The following is a 22,125-nucleotide window of genomic DNA, read 5'->3' on the forward strand; positions in this document are numbered from 1 at the left end:
CCGGAACCAAGTCCGGGTCTTTTCAATACTCGTGAAGATTACTTCTTAGGAGGACGCTTGTAACCGAAGGGCTTCAGCATATCTTCGCTAGTCTTGATCACGTCACCCTTCTTCTTGCCAGTGGGGTCCTTAACCGGCGGCAAGGTACACTGCAGTTCAGAACGGAGGTTGACCTGAACCTTGTACAGGTAAGAACCTGTTGCAAGGAGCTTGCCGTTTTCGGTATGGACGTTGCCATCCTTATCCGGTTTCATTTCGAAGTATGCGTTCAGCAAGGCAGCGTCGTTGGTGTAGCTAGGATCGTTCAGCTTCTGAGTGAAGCTGTAGTAATCCACAAAGCCGCCCAGGTTGGTGTAGATCCAGATGTGAACATCCATCTTGGAGTTGTACAGGTTAGCCTGGTCAATCTTGCCCTTGAAGTCGCTGTTGAACTTGTTCTGGAACTTTTCAGAGCAGTAGTCACGAACGTATTCTTCAACAGTAACCTTTTCACTGTTCTTGGCATCAACGCCTTCCAGCGGAACAAGGCCATCGGAGCTAAGCAAGTCATCCAAGGTAGCCATACCACCCACGTCATTCACCATGGGGAGCTTCACATCCATAGCGAGGGTCGGGCCAAGGTGAGAGCTGTGGCCAGGATACGGTTCCTTGCCGCTGCCTTCCTTGGTATCGAAGGAGCCACCAATCAAGGTTTCAACTTCCTTACCGGTAGAGGGGTTCTTAATGCTTACAGCATAGGTTTCACCTTCCTTCGGCGGGTTGGAAGCGTAGTATCTGTCAACGCGATCCTGGGTCATCTCGGTAACCGGGTTCACCACTGCCACGTCAAGATCCTTACCGTCCTTCATGATCACGAAGATGGTGTCAGAAGCTTCGTTGCCGGCCTTGTCCTTATAGAAGCGGACAATGGAGTTGAAGCCCTTTTCAAGGCCCTGAGTAGTCAGGGTATCCTGGATAACGCCATCCACAGACCAGACCACGTTCACGAAGTTGGAGCGGATTACAGCACCGCCTTCGGGGCTGAGAATTTCAACCTTCGGGCCAACCTTGTCGAGAACGATGAATACAGAGGTAGAAGCAGCATTGCCGTACTTGTTCACGAAGGTGTAGGATACATTGTAACCGGTATCGCCTTCGTCGTTCTTGATGATGTTACCCTTTTCGTCAACAACGTAGCTAACAGTCACGGTGTTGCCAGTGGTTTCATCAACATAGTCGTAAGTCACGGTCAAAGCACCAGTGGAAATCTGCGGGACCTTGGAACCAGAATTGGAGCCGCTAGAAGAACCGCTGCTAGAGCTAGAGTTGTGGCTGCCGGAGCTAGAGCTGGAGGGGTTCTTGTTGGGGTTCTTGCTGGGATCCTTGTTAATGGCCTCAACACCAGCGGTAGTCAGCAGGTTACCATCGGTATCGGTAACCAGAGCTTCACCAGTCAAGGCGTCAGCCTTGTAGGAAATGGTCACATCCTTGCCACCGATAGTGGTTACGTAGGAAACGGTAATCACTTCGATGGAATCAATCTTGCCCTTGCTACCAACCACGGGGACCTTGACAGGATTGCCAGACTTGTCCGTGTTGTAAGATACGGTATAGGTCTTTCCATCAACCTTTTCTTCGTAAGAAACCTTGACCTGATCGTCGTTCATCGGGACGCGAGAAACACCAGAGCTCGGGTTTTCATTCAGGATGAGCTCACCCTTAACCTTGTTGACCTGCGTGTAGGTGTCCTTAGATACATGTACAGTATCCAGGTCAACCTTGACGGTGAACGTATCGGTCTTGCCAGAAGCAGGATCCAGCACAGTCACAACAACGTCGTTCTTGTTGGAGTTGACATAGATGTTAGTGTCAGCCTTATCGGTTCCCTGAACAACGGTGTAGATGTTATCGGCTTCGGTTGCATCGGAACCTGCGGTAACAGTAACAATCGGAGTTGCATCGCTAAAGAAGATTACCACGGTATCAGAGCCAGCTTCGTTCTTAGCCGGATCCTTATAGGTGATAATGATGCAGTTCGGACCATCATGGAGAGTGGTATCCATAGACATCTCTACCCCATCCTGAGTCCAAGTAATGGTGTTGTCAGGAATGTTGGTGTAAAGGGTGTCGTGACGGTCTGCGATGTCCTTCTTGGTCCAGGTAGAATCAGAGTTATCAACCTTGGTAATTTCAACCACAGACTTTTCGATTACATCCTTAACCTTGATGGTGACTGTTGCTGTATCGGCATAAGTACCATCGGAAACCTGAACCTTGATAGTGTAGACAGAGTCGGTTTCGTAGTCCAGAGGTTCGGCAACCTTGATGGTACCATCCTTCTTGACATCGAACTTTTCACATGCCTTGGAACCGGTTTCGCAAATCGGAGTGAAGGTCAGTTCGCTGTATTCCTTCCTGGTATCCGGATCTTCAGCTACGATCTTGCCAACAGAATCACCGGTCTTGATATTTTCGTTCACGGTGAACTTCTGGTCATCAACAGTCGGAGCTTCGTTTACGTCACCAACCTTAATAGTAATGGTAGTATCCTTCTTGATGCCAGTCGGATCAGTTACAGAAACCTTGATATTGAAGGACGGAGTCGTTTCGTAATCAAACTTGGTGCTATCCTTAACAAGGATCTTACCATCTTCGGTAACAGTCACAAATTCGCTGGTGCCGATCAGAGCATAAGTACGTTCTTCCTTGTTTTCCGGGTCATCGAGGTCTTCAGAGGTAATGGTGCCAATCAGGTCCTTGTTACCCGGATTTTCGGGGATTTCAAATTCGGTAGAAGTAATGTACGGATCTTCCTTGATGTTGGTCAAGGCGATGTGCATGGTATCCACCACAAAGAGTTCCGGCTGCTTCTTGTCCTGGACCTTCACAACCAGGATGTAGGAATCCTTGTCATCTTCGTAGTTGAAGGACTTCTTGGTCGTGATAACACCAGCTTCGTCAACAGCGAACAGAGTGGTATCGCCACCGACGGCAATGACCATGTTGTCTCGGAAGCTCGGATCCTTTGTATCCAGGTCGTCACCCCACTTGATGGTATCCACAACGGAACCCTTCTTGTTGTGTTCCGGGAATTCGAAGTCCTGCTTTACAATGACCGGAGCTTCGTTCACGTCGATGACACTGATGATACGGACAACGGAATCCTGACGATCGGTTGCGTCGGTCACGATCAAGGTAACCTTGTGTTCCGGATTAATGGTTTCGTAGTCAAGCTTGCTGCTATCCTTGACGAATACAACAACCTTATACTTGTCGCCATCCTTAGCCAATTTCACATCGAAGAGGGAATCCACACCAGTCTTGTTGACGTCCTTCAAGGTCGGAACAAGCTTTGTAACCTGGTCTTCATCCGGGTCTTCAACAACATACTCAAACACAACGGTATTGGTCGGAACGTTTTCTTCCACACCGACTGTCAGGATCTTGCCATCCTTGTCGCCGCTACCGCTAGAGCAGTTGGCAACACACTTCTTGTCGTCTTCAGTATCGTCCTTACCATTGTCGTCATCGTCAACCACAATCGTCGGGTTTTCATCCTTGTCGTTCAAGGTAATCTTCACAGTAACGGTGTCAGCCATGTTTTCGAAGCCATGAGCCTTACCATTGTCAGTTACGATAACCTTGACCACGTAGATACTATCCTTTTCGTAGTCGAGGGCATTGTCCTTGTTAACGGTAATTACGCCGTTTGCGTCAACCTTGAAGATTTCTGCATCGCCCTTGCCGTCCTTGTCGTCGCCATCGGCCAGAGTGTAAGTGAGTTCAGCCCACTTATCCGGGTCGGTTGCAACAGCTACGCCAACGGTGTCGCCAATCTTGGAATTTTCATCAACACGGAGGCCATCCTTCTTGAGTTCTTCCTTGTTGACGAAGGTCGGGGCTTCGTTCACGTCCTTGACCTTAATAATACGGACCAGGGTGTCGGCAACATTCTTGTCGGTCTTGTCGTAAACAATGACAGACACATTGTAAATAGAATCGATCTTTTCGTAATCAAGCTTGGAGCCGTCACGTACAGAAACCACGACCTTGGAAGATGCTTCATCCACAGGCACAACTTCAATCTTGAAGAGAGAGTCTGCAATGTAAGGCTTGGTGGTACCATCCTGAACCAGGGTGGCAGCAAGCTTTTCAAGGTCACCCTTGTCTTCGTCCTTTACGACGTAGGCAAAGACAACGGTATTGGTCGGAGAGTTTTCATCGATACCCACGGTAACAACACGCTTGTCGTCAGACGGATCGTTAGGATCGTCTTCGCAATTTTCAAGGCAGTTGTCATCAGAGTCGTCATCGCCATCGCCGTCACCGTCGGGGATGATTTCCGGATTTTCATTCTTGTCGTTCAAGGTAATGGTTACAACCACGGTATCGGCCATGTTTTCGAAGCCATGAGCCTTACCATTGTCGGTTACGATAACCTTGACCACGTAGACGCTATCCTTTTCGTAGTCGAGGGCCTTGTCCTTGTTAACGGTGATCACGCCGTTTGCGTCAACCTTGAAGATTTCTGCATCGCCCTTGCCGTCCTTGTCGTCGCCATCGGCCAGAGTGTAAGTGAGTTCAGCCCACTTATCCGGGTCGGTTGCAACAGCTACGCCAACGGTGTCGCCAATCTTGGAATTTTCATCAACACGGAGGCCATCCTTCTTGAGTTCTTCCTTGTTGACGAAGGTCGGGGCTTCGTTCACGTCCTTGACCTTAATAATACGGACCAGGGTGTCGGCAACATTCTTGTCGGTCTTGTCGTAAACAATGACAGACACATTGTAAATAGAATCGATCTTTTCGTAATCAAGCTTGGAGCCGTCACGTACAGAAACCACGACCTTGGAAGATGCTTCATCCACAGGCACAACTTCAATCTTGAAGAGAGAGTCTGCAATGTAAGGCTTGGTGGTACCATCCTGAACCAGGGTGGCAGCAAGCTTTTCAAGGTCACCCTTGTCTTCGTCCTTTACGACGTAGGCAAAGACAACGGTATTGGTCGGAGAGTTTTCATCGATACCCACGGTAACAACACGCTTGTCGTCAGACGGATCGTTAGGATCGTCTTCGCAATTTTCAAGGCAGTTGTCATCAGAGTCGTCATCGCCATCGCCGTCACCGTCGGGGATGATTTCCGGATTTTCATTCTTGTCGTTCAGGGTAATCTTCACAGTAACGGTGTCGGCCATGTTTTCAAAGCCACGGTCCTTACCGTTGTCGGTTACGATAACCTTGACCACGTAGATGCTATCCTTTTCGTAGTCGAGGGCATTGTCCTTGTTAACGGTGATTACGCCGTTTGCATCAACCTTGAAGATTTCTGCATCGCCCTTGCCGTCCTTGTCGTCGCCATCAACCAAGGTGTAAGTGAGCTCAGCCCACTTATCCGGGTCGGTTGCAACAGCAACGCCAACGGTGTCGCCAATCTTGGAGTTTTCATCAACACGAAGGCCATCCTTCTTGAGTTCTTCCTTGTTGACGAAGGTCGGAGCTTCGTTAATGTCGCGAACATGAATATCCTTGGTCAAGGAAGCTACGCCATCAAGAGTATCCTTAAGGGTAAGGGTGATGTTGAAGACGGAGTCGCCACGGGCATCCATGATAGCTTCAAAGTCCAGAAGTTCATTGATTTCAGTGGTCTCGTCACCATTGTTCTTAACGAACAATTCGATGAACATGGAATCATTGTCATCAGACACCAGACGGATACCGAACAGATCTTCAGCAGATACCTTGCCGTCAACCTTCTTGTTGTCTACGAAGGAAACGCTGAGCTGTTCAAGGCCATCGTAGCCGTCTTCGTCGTGAATCGGCCAGGTCTTGATAACAAAGTCAACAGGACGGTTTTCCTCAACATCGTAGAACAGCTTGCCATCGTCATCGATAGTCGGATCTTCGTTTTCATCATTAATCTTGATGGTCACTGTAGCTTCAGAGGACTTGGAAGGTTCGCCCTTATCGGCAACGGTAATCTTCACCTCAATAGACGGCTGAGTTTCATAATCGAATTCTGCATCCTTCTTCACGGTAATCACACCGGTTTCAGGATCAATGTCAAAGTACTTGTTGTCTTCAATAGTATAAACCAAGGTACCATTGGGCACGGTATCGCGGTCAATATCAGAGGCGTTGACGCCTTCCTTATCGCCCTTCTTCCAACCATCGGGAAGAGCCTTGTCACCACCCTTGGCAAATTCGCTCACTGCGAACACCTGACCTTCAGCGACTACGTTTTCTTCGTTTTCATCAAGAACAATAATGTCCTTGGTCAAGGAAACAGATTCGTTGTCATGGTCGGTCAGGGTAATGGTCACATTGAAGACGGAATCGCCATTGGCCTTAAGGATTTCTTCAAAGTCCAGAAGTTCATTAATCTCGGCAGTCTCGTCACCGTTGTTCTTAACGAACAGGTCTACATGCAGGGAGTCGTCATCGCCCTTATAGACCTTGACGTCAAAGATGTCGGTCGCCTTGACAGCACCTTCTACAGTACCGTTATCGACCAGGGTCACAGACACGTTTTCTGCAGTTTCTGCTTCATCCGGGTCAATGATTGTCCAGGATTTGAGAATGGTTTTAACAGGAGCATTTTCGCTAATGACATAGCTAGGCTTACCGTCATCGTTGAACTTAGGAGTTTCGTTTTCATCACCAATCTTGACAGTCACTACAGCTTTAGAGGACTTGGAAGGTTCGCCCTTATCGGCAACGGTAATCTTCACCTCAATAGTCGGCTGAGTTTCGTGGTCAAATTCAGCACCCTTCTTCACGGTGATCACACCGGTTTCAGGATCGATATCAAAGTACCTGTTGTCTTCAATCGTGTAAACCAAGGTACCATTGGGCACGGTATCGCGGTCAATGTCGGAAGCGCTGACGCCTTCCTTGTCACCTTCCTTCACCCAACCCTCGGGAAGAACCTTGGTTCCTTCTGTAGCAAGTTCACCAACTTTAAATACTTGATTTTCAGCAACTACGTTTTCTTCGTTTTCATCAAGAACAACGATGTCCTTGGTCAAGGTTGCAGTCTTGCCGTCATGGTCAGTCAAGGTAATGGTCACATTGAAGACGGAATCACCATTGGCCTTAAGAATTTCTTCAAAGTCAAGAAGTTCATTAATCTCGGCAGTCTCGTCACCGTTGTTCTTAACGAACAGATTTACATGCAGAGCATTGTCTTCGCCCTTATAGACCTCGACGCCAAAGATATCGTTTGCCTTGACAGCACCTTCTACAGTACCGTTATCGACCAGGGTCACAGACATGTTTTCTGCAGTTTCTGCATTATCCGGGTCAATGATAGTCCAGGACTTGAGAACGGTATCTACAGGAGCATTTTCACGAACAACATAGCTGGGCTTACCGTCATCGTCGAACTCGGGCTTTTCGTTGACATCGCTCAACTTGATAGTCACCTCAACAGAAGTTCCCTTAATCGTAGCAGGATCTTCGCCATCGCCACCATCAGAAACTAGAACACGTACAACATAGATGCTATCCTTTTCGTAATCAAGTTCAGCATCTTCCTTAACGTAGATAACGCCATTTTCATCAATTACAAACGGCAAATCTTCATCGGAACCTTCCACAGCATGAATGGAGTAGGTAAGTTCAGCGAAGGTCTTAATTGCGCTGTTCTTATCCGGATCCGTTGCGATAAAACGACCATCATCTTCATCTGCAACCGGATCACCGTCTTCAGGTACGACGGTATGAACACGGACACCCTTTGCATCTTCCGGAACTGTAAAGAACTGTTCCTCAGCTTCGGGAGCGTCATTTTCATCAACGAGAGAAATTGTTACGAGACCAGTATGGCTCTTCTTGCCGTTTCCATCAGTGGTTGCGGCATCATCCGTTACAGTAACTTTCAGTGTATAGGTAGGCAGAGTTTCAAAATCAAGTTCAGCAGTGCTCTTTACAGAAACAGAGCCGTCTTCATTGACTTCAAACAGAGCAGACACAATGTTGTAGTATTCTTCAGTATAATCCTCATCGAAGGCCTTGCTGAGTTCATACTTCATTACATCACGAGGTTCTGTTTCTGCAACAGGAGAATCCTTTTCCACGTCGGTTGCGGTAATGGAACCTTCAACCTTATGAGTGTTTTCACCAACCAGAATTACAGATTCATTCAACACCGGCGGATCGTTTTCTGGATCAACATGAATTGAAATCAACCCCAAATCACTATCTTGTTTCGAAACGGAGGAATTTCCTTCCACATCCATCACAGTAAATACAAACGTTGTGTAAACGCCATCACGACTGTACTCATCTTTGTCATTGATGTACTTGAAATCACCATTGGCCAAACGTTCCAAAGCAATAAAGGATCCAGCAACAACAGGTTCTCCTCCAAGAGTGAGAACGCCCTTTTCAGGAAGTACTGTAATGGTGATACCACTCTGTTCATACATGCCCTTATAGAAGAAATCTTCTGCTGAGAATGCGTGAATATGGTCCTCTAGCATGCGAACAGAAGCCGGCTTGGTAGACGGATTTTTCTGAGCATCCTGCAATCTCAAGTCAAAATAACCTTCACGGACGTTGCCATCAAGCACGGCGCCACTCAAGTTCATCACATGAAGACGAATCATTTCGTCAGGTTCAACCACGTCATCAATTTTCACATTAATGTGAATGCTTTCGTTTCTGCTATTCACGTCAGCAGAATCGGTACCAGCCCAGATAACAACCTGGGCAGCCTTATTTTCGGAGCAAAGCGGGAACGGATAGGGGTTCACTTCAGATTGATCAACGGTAATATCTGCTGCACTGGCAACATTCGAATATTCGTTAGTCAAATATTCAAAGCAGTAGTCGAAGTAGACGTTGACCTTAGTCTTTTCACTCAGCTTAACAGGAACCGGCACGAAGGTATCGTTTTCCTTAAAGACCAGAGAAGCAAAAACCTCGGGAGTAAAGCCAAGGATAGGAGGATCGAACGGCACATAGCGGAAGCCAGAGCCATCAAAGAAAGCATTAACGTCAATGACGTCAGCGAGCAACTGACCAGCCAAAGTCATGGACTGCCTTACAGTGATTGTGCCCGTAGAAATAAAGGTTCCCTGAATAACATCGCCTTTCTGCATTGCAGCCCAGTCAATATTTTCCGTCGTATAGAACAAAAGATTTCCGGCGTAATCGGAATTCTTGACAGGAGTTGCAGAACCGGACACCCACTGGAGTTTTTCTTCATCATACACAGCATCCTTGTCCATATAAGACACGATAATCTGGTTATGAGAAGGAATACCTCCCTTGAAGCCATTGGTGAGGAAAATTCTAGTCAGACGACCACCATAGGGCATGCGAACTTCAAGAAGGTTCTCGTTCGTAAACTGGATATGGTCGATAATGATGTCGTATGTGCCAGCACCCTTAGGAACATCAATCGTCGGATGACCGAAAGGATATGCAGCACCCTTGAGTTGGTCGCGGTTATTATTTGTCTCGATAGCCGGATAAACAACAGCTTCGTTAGCTCCAAGCTTCGGGATCCTCAAATCAGTGTTAATCTGCGGAACAGTTGAAGGACAGTTTTCGTACTCCGCACCCACAAACTGATGGTCAGGATCGTTATGAGCCTTGAGGTATTCATTATTCGCTGTCCCCTTTACACACTGCGTCCCCAAAATAAGGTTTGCAGAACCACGCCAGTTGGCCTCCTGGTTGATGGTGATATTCCCAAGGACACGAACCGGACCTGAGGTCAAGGAGTCATTTCCATCACTCATGATCAGGTTACCACCAACAAGCACCGGACCACCGATAGTATGCTTGTTGTTACCATTATGCAGGTCAAGGTTACCATCCGCAGTACCAAACCAACCAGACTTATCCGGTACAAGGATTTGCTGACCAGAGAAGTTGATTCCATGGGCACCAAACATCTTGTACTTCATCAGGTCTTCCCAGAAGCCCTGCTGCTTGGAATCATCGATACCGTCAAAGTACAACGGAGCTACATCCGCAGCCATTGCAGGTACCACCATAGCCAAGGCCAGGGTCAATTTTCTAAGCAAATTCTTTCCAAAACTCATATTTCATCTCCTTCGATGAAATTCATCAGCACTTATTCCATATTGGAATATAAGAAACAAGTACTAATTTTTACACATTTTCAAACTTTAAATATAGAAAATAAGTTTTCAATTGTAACGATTTATCAACAGCAAATCCCCAAAACCGTTGTATTTACTACAATGTGTGATAAAAAACACGGTATTTTCCATCGCCGTGCAAGTTTTTTAACAACTTTTCGTATCACGCAAATTTTCTAGGAGCGTGCAAAAAAAACAGCCCCCGAAGAGGCTGTTTTCAAATTTTTACTTGTTTTTCAAGATATTTTCGTATAAATTCGGTCACTTTTTCGAAGGACGCTTGTAACCGAAGGGCTTCAGGAGGTCATCATTGGTCTTAACCACATCACCCTTCTTCTTGCCAGAGGCATCGTCCACCGGGGGCAAGGTGCAGTGCAGCTTAGACCGGATGTCCACCTCAACCTTGTACAGATAGGCACCAGTAGCATAGAGCTTGCCAGATTCGGCGCGCACATTGCCATCCTTATCCGGTTTCATCTCGAAGAACATCTGCAGGAGACCAGCCTCGTTGGTAAAGTCCGGATCATTCAGCGGCTGGGTAAAGCTGTAGTAGTCCACGAAGTTACCCAAGGTGGTATAGATCCATACATGGACCTTCATCTTGGTATCGTAGAGGCTTGCCTTGTCAAAGCCGTTCTTGTAGTCGAACTTGGTATCGCAGTATTCGCTAGCATACTTCTCCACAGAAACCTTACGGCTGCCCTTGGCATCCACACCTTCCAGGGCAACAAGTCCGTCAGGACCAATGAGGTCGTCCAGGGTAGCAAGTCCGCCAATGGAATTAACCACAGGGAGCTTCACATCCATAGCCAAAGTCGGGCCAAGGTGAGAGTGGTGTCCCGGATAAGGTTCCGCACCGCTTCCATCCTTAGTGTCGAACGAGCCACCGATCAAGGTTTCAACTTCCTTGCCTGTGGTCGGATTCTTGATGCTTACAGCAAAGGTTTCGCCTTCCTTCGGCGGGTTGGATGCATAGTACCTGTCTACGCGGTCCTGGTCCATTTCAGTAACCGGGTTAACAACAGACACTTCAATATCCTTGCCATCCTTCATGATTACGAAGATGGTATCGGAAGCTTCGTTACCAGCCTTATCCTTGTAGAAACGGACAATGGAATTGAAGCCCTTTTCAAGGCCCTGGAGTGTCAAGGTATCCTGTTCTACCCCATCCACAGTCCAGACCACTTCAACGAAGTTGGCGCGAATAACAGCACCATCTACAGGAGACAGGATTTCCACCTTGGGCGGAGCCTGGTCAAGAACAATGAATACAGACTGGGTAGCGGAGTTGCCATACTTATTGGTAAAGGTGTAAGATACAGAATAGCCTATGTCTCCAGAACCATTCTTGATCATGTTTCCCTTTTCATCCACTGCATAAGAAACTGTTACTGTCTTTCCTGTTGCGTCTACATAATCATAGGTGACACTAAACAAGCCAGTTTCCTTGGTGTCTGAGTCAGAGTAGAGTTTTCCATTGGAATCAACGGACAAGGGGGCTCCTGTTGCGCCATCGGCCTTGTAGGACACTACAACATCCTTACCATCGACCTTGGTTGTATAGGACACCGTAATGATTTCCACGGAATCAACCTTTCCCTTTGCATTGACAACCGCAGTCTTGCGAACTTCACCATCATTGTCAGTATCATAGGATATGACTACATCCACTCCACCAATCTTCTCGGCGTAACTTACCTTGACATCGGTTCCATTCACAGGAGTCTTAACCATACCGGAGCTCGGATTTTCGTTCAGAACCGGACCATCCTTAACAACAGACTTCATGGTTTCGAAAGACTTGCTGGGTACATCCACGGAACCAAGATCAAGCTTCACCACAAAGGACGAATCCTTGCCGTTGACCGGATCTTTCACAGAAACCTTAATGTCGTTCTTTGTGCTGTTGACGTAGATGTTTGTATCCTTTGCATCAGTACCTTCAACAATCGTGTAGATGTTTCCAGCCTCGTTCGAGTCTGCATTTGCTTCAACAGTCACAATGGGCGCAGCTGTACTCAGATAGACAATAACCGTATCTGCGGCAGGGCCATCCAATTCTGGATCATCAAAGACCTTGATAATGACATTCTTACCTTCAGTAAGGGTGGTATCGACACAGAGTTCCTGCTTAGCACCATTGAAGGAGCAGAATAGTTGCATATCCTCAAGATTCGTGTAAATGACGTCAGGATTCTTCCAGGAAGAGTCCGCATTATCAGCCTCGGTAAACTTGATATCAGAGGGCTTAACATCGTCTATAGAAACGGTCACCTTCTTTGTAGACTTACCGCCATGGCCATCGGAAACTTCAACAACCAAAACTTCCGTCGGATTGGTTTCATAGTCTAGCTTTGCTCCGTCCTTCACGGTAACCACACCATCTTCAGAAAGTTCAAAGAACTTGGAAGGTTCAGTCAACTTGAAAGTCAAGTTTGTATCACCGGCATCAACATCTGTTGCCTTCAAGGTATCCACAACGGTCCCAGACTTAGCAGTTTCCTTAACAGAGATTTTGTCCGTGATGATTACAGGATTTTCATTCACGTTTTCCAGGTTGATTGTGATAGTCTTGGTTACGGTCAAGGCTGAATCAGTAGCATCAGTCACCGCAACTTCCAAAGTGTAGACCAGCGGGTCCTTTTCATAATCAAGATCCTTACGGGTCATGATTACACCTTCCGGAGTAACATAAAATACGTCGGTATCGCCACCTACGGCAGTAACAATATTCTGAGTGTATTCTGCGGAATCATCCAAGTCTCCCGTTTCAACGGTTCCAACAGTTGCACCAACACCACTATTTTCGGGAATAGCGAATTTCTGTTCTTCAAGGGTGGGCATTTCATTAACATTTTCAAGAGTAATGGTCATGGTCTTGGTAACTGTCAATGTAGGATCGGTAGTATCCGTAACTGCGACGGTCAAGGTGTACACAGAAGGATCTTTTTCGAAATCCAGATCCTTACGAGTCTTGATAACACCATCAGAAGAAACAGTGAATACAGCGGTATCACCGCCAACAGCAGTAATTACATTGTTCTTGGTAAATTCAACAGCCTTATCCAAGTCACCAGCAACGATGGTACCTACGGTAAAGCCTTCGCCACTATTTTCTTCAAGATTGAACTTTTGATCGGCAAGAGTCGGCGTTTCATTGACATTGACCAAGGTAATCGTCATGGTCTTCGTTACAGAAAGCTTCGGATCATGAGCATCTGCAACCTGAACAATCAATGTATAGGAGGACGAATCCTTTTCAAAGTCAAAATCCTTCTTTGCTGTGATAACACCTTCTGCAGACACATTGAACAGAGCTGTATCACCGCGTACTGCAGTAACGATGTTATTTGTCAGGGCAACAGCCGTATCTAGGTCACCATATTCAATGGAGCCTATAACATACCCCTTACCCTTGTTTTCTTCGAAAGCGAACTTCTGGTCTGCAAGGGTCGGCATTTCATTGACATCATTAACCACAATGGTCAAAGTCAAGGACGTCGCCTGAATATCATCCACCTTACCAGTGGATGCACTCTTGTCGGAAACGATTGCCTTAATTTCGATGGTGGTCTTGTCCATTTTTTCATAGTCAAGGACAACACCGTCCTTAATGGTAATCACACCCGTAGCAGGATTCATGGCAAACAGGGAATCAACTAACGCAAAGTTTACATCGGCAGGATCAAAGGTATAGACGAATTCATCGTCATCAACATCAAAGACCTTGATCGCGCCCTGCAGAGTTTCTCCGGCAGGAGTATTTTCATCAACTGTGAAGACAGTATTCTTTGCAGAAGGAGGGTCGTTAACCGGGGTAACGGCGATACTAATCGTTGCTGAGCCAGAAACATTACCCATGACATCTTCTACAGCGAAGTTAAAGGAAGCATATTCTTCCTCATCATACTTGTCTTTGACGGCAACAAACTGCAAATCGCCAATGCTGTCAACAGGAATCCGCACATGCTTTGTGCTAGAAACCTTTACTGTATCACCCTTATAGAGAAGGGCTCCGTTATTCACATTGCCCTGAATGACAATGCCCTTCTGGCTTACAGGAGCCAAGGCTGTGGATTCGTAATAGAAGTCTGTAGATTTAAAGGTAAAGGCAGAATCTTCCTGGGCTACAACAGCAGCATCCTTAGTAAGAGGAGGGTTATTGGAGTTGGCTACAACCAATTCGAAATAGCCTTCACGTTTGTTACCAGGAAGAACCGCGCCGCTCAAATTGAACACTTTAAAATGAAGCGTTTCGGGAAGTTCATTAATTGTATCTGCAGCCACATTGATATACACATTGAAGGCAGAGTCAGGATACAGATGTCCTGCAGTAATTTTAACAATACCGGAATCACGGATTTCATTAATGGAGGAAATCGTTACGCTGTCTTCCTCATATACGGTATCCTTGGCCAAGCACAAAGGAAGCTTGGCAAGTTCAGTTACATTAAAGTCTTCCAAGGAGGCTGTAGATTCATCGAGATCAAAGCAATAGTTGAAATAGACATTGCTATTTGCCTTTTCCGACAGTTTAATTGGAACCTTGGAATCTTCATTATTTTCAGGGAAAGTTCCCTGAGCAAGGGCAGTGGGATCCAAATCCAAAATAGGAGGATCAAAGGGGACATAACGAAAATCGCCAGTAATATCGGATTCAAAGTGCAGGCTATCTGCAACCAGCTGACCTGCCAAAACAAAGTGGTCCTTAATGGTAAAGGAGCCGCTGGTCATGAACGTACCCTGGTAGGAAGGTTCTATAAGAGCATCCCACACGATGTCCTTATTCGTATAGAACAGCACATTACCTGCATACTGCTTATTCGTCACATACGTAGCATTAGCCGGGATGAAATTTTCCCAACTACCGGAAGCACTATTCCAAGTCGCTTCGGGATTCACGTACACAACCTGGATAATACCGCTGTTTACGGAAGCATCAATATTGATTCCATTTTCCACATAGAAGCGAGAAAGACGGCCATCCTTATGGTCCGCATTCTGCGCTCCAGAGGGCATTCTAATGTAGAGATATTTGTGCTTTGTATGCGCTAATGTTATTTCGCTCAGGTATTCATCGTAAATCTTTTGAGTAGTATCCAGAATAGGCGGCACATCCAGGTAGAATACTTCTCCATCCACGTTATCGGTCATGATAACAGGTTTCAGTTCCACACCAGCAGGGACATCCCACTTGGGAACCGTCAAGTGAACATCAACATTGGGAACTTCTGCGGGGCATTTTTCATAGCCGTCTTCGGCAAAAGGAGCGTAAACATCCCCCTTGACGTTAGCCATCCAACGAACTGTTGAAATATTGACGTTATTGGGATCCGCACCAGCAATTACAACGTCACCCTTGACACAATAATCACCTTCATAAACAGTACTAGGAGCATTGTACCAACTGGCAAGACCAACATTACCAAGAACCCTAGCTGGGCCCATCAACAATGTATCACGATCAGGACTTGTGTTTCCAGTACTGAAGTTGAGATTACCACCAACAAGAAGTGGGCCGCCAATGGTGTGCTGACCATTGTTGAATATGATATCACCGGAGGCGGTGCCATTGAAGCCACTCACTTCGGCAATAATCACGTTGCCCTTATTAAAGTTGATTCCTACGGTTCCCCATAGTTTATACTTCATCAAATCTTCCCAGTACTGTTGTTGGGAATCTTCATCTACGCCTTCGAAGTATAGCGGAGCCACATCTGCCGCGAAAGCAGATCCAGCGAAGAGCAGGGTCATCAGCGGCAAGAAAGTTCGACTTATGTAATTCTTCAATATTTTCATGATACACTCCCCCTTTGAGGAGACTCAAACGTTTATTTATCCTTACAAAAGATATATTATAAAGAAGCCAAAGGATAACCAAATATTTACAAGTCATGGATAAAGTGACAATAATAGCCTAATTTTGCAGATTCTTGTGATGACACACGTATTTTTAACGCACATTTTGCGTTACAACTAAGCAAAAAAAGACTCAATCGTCTTGAAAAAAGGTTCAAACCTTTCTATATTGCTGGTTCCTAGGCCCTGCGCAATGACTATTTGCGGGCAAATCGCCAGGGCGAAAGCAGCAACGGACTTGCGGATTTTTATGTGCTCAGGTAGCCTAGGATTTTTTTACTAACCCGCCGGATTTCTAACCGCGGGTTATTTTTTTATAATTGCACATGGAAACGAAAGATTCCCCGACTCCGCTTTCTTAATTGTTAATTGTTAATTGTTAATTGTTAATTGTTAATTGTTAATTGTTAATTGTTAATCTTTCATCCTTCATTCTTCATTTTTCATTTTTCACCATGATTCTCTGGACCATTCGCCACACCAAGCCCTACAATCCCAACGACCTCTGCTACGGCCGTCTGGATTTTGACGTCTCCCCCACCTTCGAAGAAGAAAGCGACGGCGCCATCAAGGCACTGATCGAAGCCGGAGCAAAGCCGACCAAGCTGTACGCCAGTCCACTGCTGCGCTGCAAACGACTTGCCGAAAAGGCCGGCGCAGCGGTAAGCCTTCCTGTTGAGTACCGAGACGAAATCATCGAAATCAACTTCGGCGACTGGGAAGGCCAAAAACTGAATGAAGTCCCCAAGGACCAGATGAAAAGCTGGGCAGAAGATCTGCGCGGATACCGTTTCCCAAATGGCGAAAACTTCTTCGACATAGACGAACGCGTTGGACGTCTGCTGGACACACTGGATGATGACGGAGAATTCCTTTGGGTGAGTCACGCCGGCGTTATCGCCGCACTGCAGCACTTCGCATGCGGGCTACCCAACGAACAATTCGTAGAGGGAGCCTTCAGCTACGCCATGGTAACCAAGTTCGAGTTTAAGCGCAACGCAGACGGACACTACCGCGGAACCTTTACAAAGATCCACGACGGCATCCAGATGGTACCGTTGAAGATCGGCTAGAAATCAAGCGTAAACAGAGCTTGCGCGCCACCCCTGAAATTGGGCAGCAGCGCCAGATGCAGCGGATTGTCAAAATCGCTCAGCAGGGCGTCAACCGCGGCATCACCCATAGAGTACAGATACAGCAGGGCCATGGCCCATATGTACTGGTTTCGATTCTTACGATAGTAGGTAACCCTTTCCTCGACCCTTTCGTATTCCTCGGACATGGTGGTCTCCCCCGCCATAAGATGTTTGCGATCCAGGTAGTACTCCACCATATTCTGGGAAGTCCAGATACTGGTTGCAGAACCAATCAGGCCCATGTACAAAAGACCGGCTTTTCCGAACTCCCTGTTGTACATCTGCCCAAAGCCCGGGAGAATCGCCCAAAGCACAGCACTCTTCATGCTCTTGAGTTCCACACTCCGGTGATTGTTGTTGTACCAGATACCAAAAGCATCGAACATTCCGTACAGGTGCAAGCCATAGAGCCAGGCAGTCTCTGCCTTGCGCAAGTCTTCCTGTTCCATTTTCTTGTCGTTGTACGCACGAACTCGGTTCAGGTTCTCGTTGCGTTTAGCCTGAAACACGGCAATGCTATCCCTAGGAGGATTGTCGAAAAGAAGCTTTGTGTAGTAGGATACGGAATCCCGGAACGGCGCGGCCTGTTCCAGCACCCGGTCGTACTGGTAGGACTTGTTGAACACCACCTCGTAGAACAGTGCTAGTTCGATACCTGTAATGAACCCTCCACGGACATAATGCTCTGTGTAGTACTGGCCTCCACCGGGCAAGATACTGAGCAGCATGGTTACAGCAAGAGAATTACGTTCCGTGGGAATATCCCACTCGTTAACCTTCAAGGAGTCTATCGCCTCAATGCCGGTAACTCCCTTCTGCAGAGGATCTGCAGAATAGGCAGAAACCGATAGCACAAGGGCCATCGCTAGACCGACCATCAAGGAACGTAACAACATTGCCGAAAATATAGATAAATGGACTTTGATAAAGGTAAACCACAGGGAAAGATGCCCGCCAGAAGGAATTTTTTTATTTTTTTTGACGGAGTCTACTCCGTGTCATTTTATGACACTATCTGTTTGTATATTTGTAACATCAAAGGAAATGATAATGGCAAACGAAAACATCCAAGAACTTGCAAAGGCTGTCAAGGAAGCCCTGGAATCCAGGGGCGAAATGATGGCCACTGCGGAATCCTGCACGGGCGGCCTCATTGCCAGCACCATCGTAGACATTCCCGGTTCCTCCGCGGTTCTTGCCGGCGGCGTTGTCGCCTACCAGAACCATATCAAGGTGCAGCTTCTGGATGTTCCCGCAGACATTATCGAAAAGCACGGCGTCGTGAGTGCAGAAACTGTCGCCGCCATGGCCGAAGGAGCCCGCAAGAAATTCGGGTGCCAGTGGGCCGTGGCCACCACAGGCATCGCAGGTCCCGGTGGAGCCGAACCCGGCAAACCCGTAGGAACCGTATGGATGTGTGTCAACAGTTGTTTGCAAAATGAGGTTTTTTGCGAAGTTTTTCCTGGAAACCGGTCCGAAGTACGTGAAAAATGCGTGTATACAATATTGAGCAGGTTACTTTTTTTGTTAAATAGACAAAAAAGCACTTGCACAAGTGAACACTAGTTATTATATTTAAAAACAGATAAAACAAAATACGGAGTCAATCATGGCTAAGAAGATGAATGTACCAGGCGCAAACCCCATTAGCAACCTTTCCGCAGATAAGGCCAAGGCTGTAGAAGCAGCCATCGCACAGATCGAAAAGAATTATGGTAAAGGTTCCATCATGGCCCTGGGTCAGCAACCTATCGAAGATATCCCCGTTATCCCCTCCGGCTGTATCCAGCTGGATATGGCCCTGGGCGTAGGCGGTTTCCCCCGCGGCCGAATCATCGAAATCTACGGACCCGAATCTTCCGGTAAGACAACCCTTACTCTCCACGCCATTGCCGAAGCCCAGAAGCTTGGCGGTGTGGCAGCCTTCATCGATGCGGAACACGCCTTCGACGCAGTCTATGCTCGCAAGCTGGGGGTAGATATCGAATCTCTCCTGGTATCCCAGCCCGACACTGGCGAACAGGCTCTCGACATTGCCGAAACCCTGGTCCGTTCCGGCGCCATCGACATTATCGTTATCGACTCCGTGGCAGCGCTTGTTCCCCAGGCCGAAATCAACGGCGAAATGGGCGACAACCACGTAGGCCTCCAAGCTCGCCTCATGAGCCAGGCTCTCCGTAAGCTCACCGGCATTCTCTCCAAGTCCAACACCTGCATGCTGTTCATCAACCAGCTGCGCATGAAGATCGGTGTCATGTTCGGCAATCCCGAAACCACTACCGGTGGTAACGCACTTAAGTTCTACGCCACCCAGCGTATCGATATCCGTCGTATCGCCGCCATCAAGGACGGCGAAGACGTCATCGGTAACCGCACCCGCGTAAAGATCGTGAAAAACAAGGTCGCCGCACCCTTCACCCAGTGCGAATTCGACATTCTCTACGGCTGCGGCATCTCCCGCGAAGCCTCCATCCTGGATCTGGCTACCGAAATGGACATCGTCCAGAAGAGCGGTTCCTGGTTTAGCTACAACAACGAACGCATCGGCCAGGGTCGCGAGAACACCCGCCTCTTCCTGAAGGACAATCCGGATCTCTGCAACGAAATCGAAGAAAAGATTCGCGAAAGCATGAAGGATGTGGAACTGTTCAAGCTGAACGAAGGCGACGCTCTGGCTGCTGACGACGACATGGAAATCAGCGCCGACGAAGTTTAACAGGCTTCATCGATCTTAACAGAATTCTTCCTTAAAAAAGAACTTCGGTTTCTCTTTCTTAGCCATTGGGAGAGACCGAAGTTTTTTTACTATCTTGATAGACATGTTCAAACGTCTTTCCATTCCTGCTATGGCGGTCGCCTTGATGGCCGCATATGCAAACGGTCAGAATTCCTGTCCCAAGTTTCTGATTGGCTCCCCCATGGTCGTAAACATCGAGGGCAACTTCGTGAATGCCAAGAATTCCAGGAGCAGGATGGATGTGGAATGGCGTCACCATCCCGAAAGTCTGGACACCTTCTTCGTGAACCTGCCGGACCGCCCTAGGTTCAATTTCATTACCGCCGGTGAGTACCGTTACCTGGTGTTCCCCGACGCCAAGATCAAGCGGCAGCTGGGATTGCACCACCTGAAGGAAACCATCGGTGAAACTCCGCTGAAGCTTGACGACATGGAACTTCTTGCAAACGGGCAGTTCCTGTGCAAGGACAGCACCCAGCAGAAGCCCAACATTCTTTCGACCGCATTCTCAAATATGTGGTGGAGCCTTGTTGCCGACAGTCTGCCGCAACCGTCCCGCGTAACCACGAAAGGCGCCCGCAAGGAAGCTCGAACATTTTTCATCCGTCAGTGGAAGATTTACTCCGGCGAAAGCTTGCCCACCCTGGTAAGGCTGGAAAGCGAAAAATATAGCGGTGAAATCTGGATCCGTTCCGCCTACCCTATGCAGGCTTTGGAATCCGACCCGTTAAAAAACAACGTGGAGAAGAAATCCCCCACACCCATGCCTGACTTATTCAGAAAAATTCCTGTGAAAGGGGAAAGAAAAATACCCCTGATACTCAAGCTGAATCAGGAACTTCTGCGCGAGTGATCCATCGTAGAAATCCTTCCTGGTTCTACGCCAACCACCAACTTCAACAGTAACATTCCTTAATCCCTGATTCCAGGAGAAATGCGCACCCAAAAGGCCCTTGCCATATCCAAGGGATTCCTTTTCCACCGTGTTGTGGCTGCGCAGATAACCGGTCCTGTAGTAAGTACTTTCAAAGACAAGGGCAAGGTTTTCATTCAAGGGGAAACGTCCGTAGGTTTCCAGAACAACCAGGAAATCACGGCTGAACACAGGGATATTCAACTTGTAGTCGTAGCTCTTGCCGTCATAGTCCGTACTGACGTCTGACAAGATATAGTGAAGAACCAAGCCAAGAACAGAGCCTCTCGGGAACGAATAGTTCAAGCCCACATTCATATCGAAAAGCTGAACATAGTCAAACTCTGCGTCATCGTCCCAAACATTGTCGACGATATAGTCGGCGTTCCAAGTATCGGCGATTTTTCCGCCGTCAGCCACATCGGCTGTCACCATTTCAAGGTTCGACTTGAAGTACAGGTAACTCTCATAGGTAAAGTTGGCCTCGATCTGGGGGTTCATCTTGAAGGGACGAAGACCGATTCCTGCAGAGTACCCCCCATAGAAGGGAGAAAGATCCACGGAAGCATCCATGCGCAGATAGGTGGGTGTACGGCCAAGTCGCTCGCCATAGGACAAGGTATCCAGCGGTTCCAGCCACGTAAAGTTCACTGCGCCTTCGGCCTGAGGTAGCCACTGACCCCAGACAAAAGGGGTATTTGCGCTGAAGCCCCAGGACATATTCGGACCGTAACGGAATCCGCTTTGCGCACTTTCGTTAAAGCCGAAGGCATGAAGATTGCCTACGGCGAAGGCCATAACCAGGCCCAAAAGTTGCAAAATGTTCCTAAACTTCAGCATTTCAGTGTAAAATTAAAAATAAATTCCTCCATTGGCCGATTTAATTCTTATTTTGTGGTCATCAAATTTAGAGGAGATTATATGAAGCTTTCTCATCTATGCGTGCTCGGCATCAGCGCCCTCATGTTCTGGGGCTGCGCCAGTCGCTATTCCTCCCCCATTCTGATTGAACGCGGTGAAGGACGCAAGGAATACGAACGCGAATACTTCGCCATCAAGGAAAGTATGGGCATCGACAAGCGCTTGAAGGACGTTTTCAAGCAGGGTTACATTGAAGAAGGCATGACCAACGACATGGTTAACCTTCTTTGGGGACCTCCCGACCATGAAAAGGAAACTTCTTCCAGCTGCGTTTGGGAATACTACACTCGCGAAGGCAAGCTCATTACCCGCCTTATCTGGAAGCACCCTGACCAGGCTCGTCTGAAGGGTTACGAAGGCGAATGGATTCTGGAAAAGATCGAAGGCGACCGCTACGGTGGATCTCCGGCTCCTCAGTCCAAGCACTCCAGCAACTACTAATCCTAGTTGATTCGGTAATTTGGCAGC

Annotated in this window: 9 protein-coding genes and 1 other RNA gene; 6 read left to right on the forward strand and 4 right to left on the reverse strand. The window is 47.5% G+C overall.

Annotation, left to right across the window (positions count from 1 at the left end; all coding sequences use genetic code 11):
* Nucleotides 1-38: 38 nt before the first annotated feature.
* Together MJZ26_06055 and MJZ26_06060 are read right to left on the reverse strand one after the other, a co-directional pair.
* On the reverse strand, nt 39-10,031 hold the full coding sequence (locus tag MJZ26_06055) for a cadherin repeat domain-containing protein (GenBank protein ID MCQ2105338.1): 9,993 nt from the start codon (nt 10,029-10,031) through the stop codon (nt 39-41).
* A gap of 321 nt (nt 10,032-10,352) precedes the next feature.
* Complete coding sequence (locus MJZ26_06060) at nt 10,353-15,890, reverse strand: cadherin domain-containing protein (protein ID MCQ2105339.1); 5,538 nt, start codon at nt 15,888-15,890, stop codon at nt 10,353-10,355.
* Between the two features lie 237 nt (nt 15,891-16,127).
* Here MJZ26_06060 and ffs point away from each other — a divergent pair.
* Together ffs and MJZ26_06070 are read left to right on the forward strand one after the other, a co-directional pair.
* Nucleotides 16,128-16,224, forward strand: an RNA gene (ffs, locus tag MJZ26_06065) — signal recognition particle sRNA small type.
* A gap of 181 nt (nt 16,225-16,405) precedes the next feature.
* The gene (locus MJZ26_06070) at nt 16,406-17,023 is read left to right on the forward strand and encodes a histidine phosphatase family protein (GenBank protein MCQ2105340.1); all 618 of its coding nucleotides are present in this window, start codon (nt 16,406-16,408) and stop codon (nt 17,021-17,023) included.
* Here MJZ26_06070 and MJZ26_06075 read toward each other — a convergent pair.
* A complete protein-coding gene (locus tag MJZ26_06075) occupies nt 17,020-17,982 on the reverse strand; it encodes a DUF5683 domain-containing protein (protein MCQ2105341.1) in 963 nt (320 codons plus the stop codon). The two genes, MJZ26_06070 and MJZ26_06075, sit on opposite strands and share 4 nt — an antisense overlap.
* Before the next feature lie 154 nt (nt 17,983-18,136).
* On the opposite strand from MJZ26_06075, the gene MJZ26_06080 reads away from it, so the two are divergent.
* The 3 genes from MJZ26_06080 to MJZ26_06090 all read left to right on the forward strand — a co-directional run bounded on the left by MJZ26_06080 (nt 18,137) and on the right by MJZ26_06090 (nt 20,676).
* Complete coding sequence (locus tag MJZ26_06080; GenBank protein MCQ2105342.1) at nt 18,137-18,652, forward strand: CinA family protein; 516 nt, start codon at nt 18,137-18,139, stop codon at nt 18,650-18,652.
* 55 nt (nt 18,653-18,707) lie between these two features.
* Nucleotides 18,708-19,802 carry a recombinase RecA gene (recA, locus tag MJZ26_06085; protein MCQ2105343.1) on the forward strand — a complete coding sequence of 365 codons (1,095 nt, stop codon included), beginning with the start codon at nt 18,708-18,710 and terminating at the stop codon, nt 19,800-19,802.
* 103 nt (nt 19,803-19,905) lie between these two features.
* Complete coding sequence (locus tag MJZ26_06090; GenBank protein MCQ2105344.1) at nt 19,906-20,676, forward strand: hypothetical protein; 771 nt, start codon at nt 19,906-19,908, stop codon at nt 20,674-20,676.
* On the opposite strand, the gene MJZ26_06095 is transcribed toward MJZ26_06090, so the two are convergent.
* On the reverse strand, nt 20,596-21,576 hold the full coding sequence (locus tag MJZ26_06095) for a hypothetical protein (protein ID MCQ2105345.1): 981 nt from the start codon (nt 21,574-21,576) through the stop codon (nt 20,596-20,598). The genes MJZ26_06090 and MJZ26_06095 overlap by 81 nt on opposite strands.
* A gap of 81 nt (nt 21,577-21,657) precedes the next feature.
* Here MJZ26_06095 and MJZ26_06100 point away from each other — a divergent pair, with 81 nt between their 5' ends.
* Nucleotides 21,658-22,098, forward strand: a complete 441-nt coding sequence (locus MJZ26_06100) for a hypothetical protein (protein ID MCQ2105346.1) — start codon at nt 21,658-21,660, stop codon at nt 22,096-22,098.
* Nucleotides 22,099-22,125: the final 27 nt, after the last annotated feature.

Source organism: Fibrobacter sp., assembly GCA_024398965.1.
Classification (GTDB): Bacteria; Fibrobacterota; Fibrobacteria; order Fibrobacterales; family Fibrobacteraceae; genus Fibrobacter.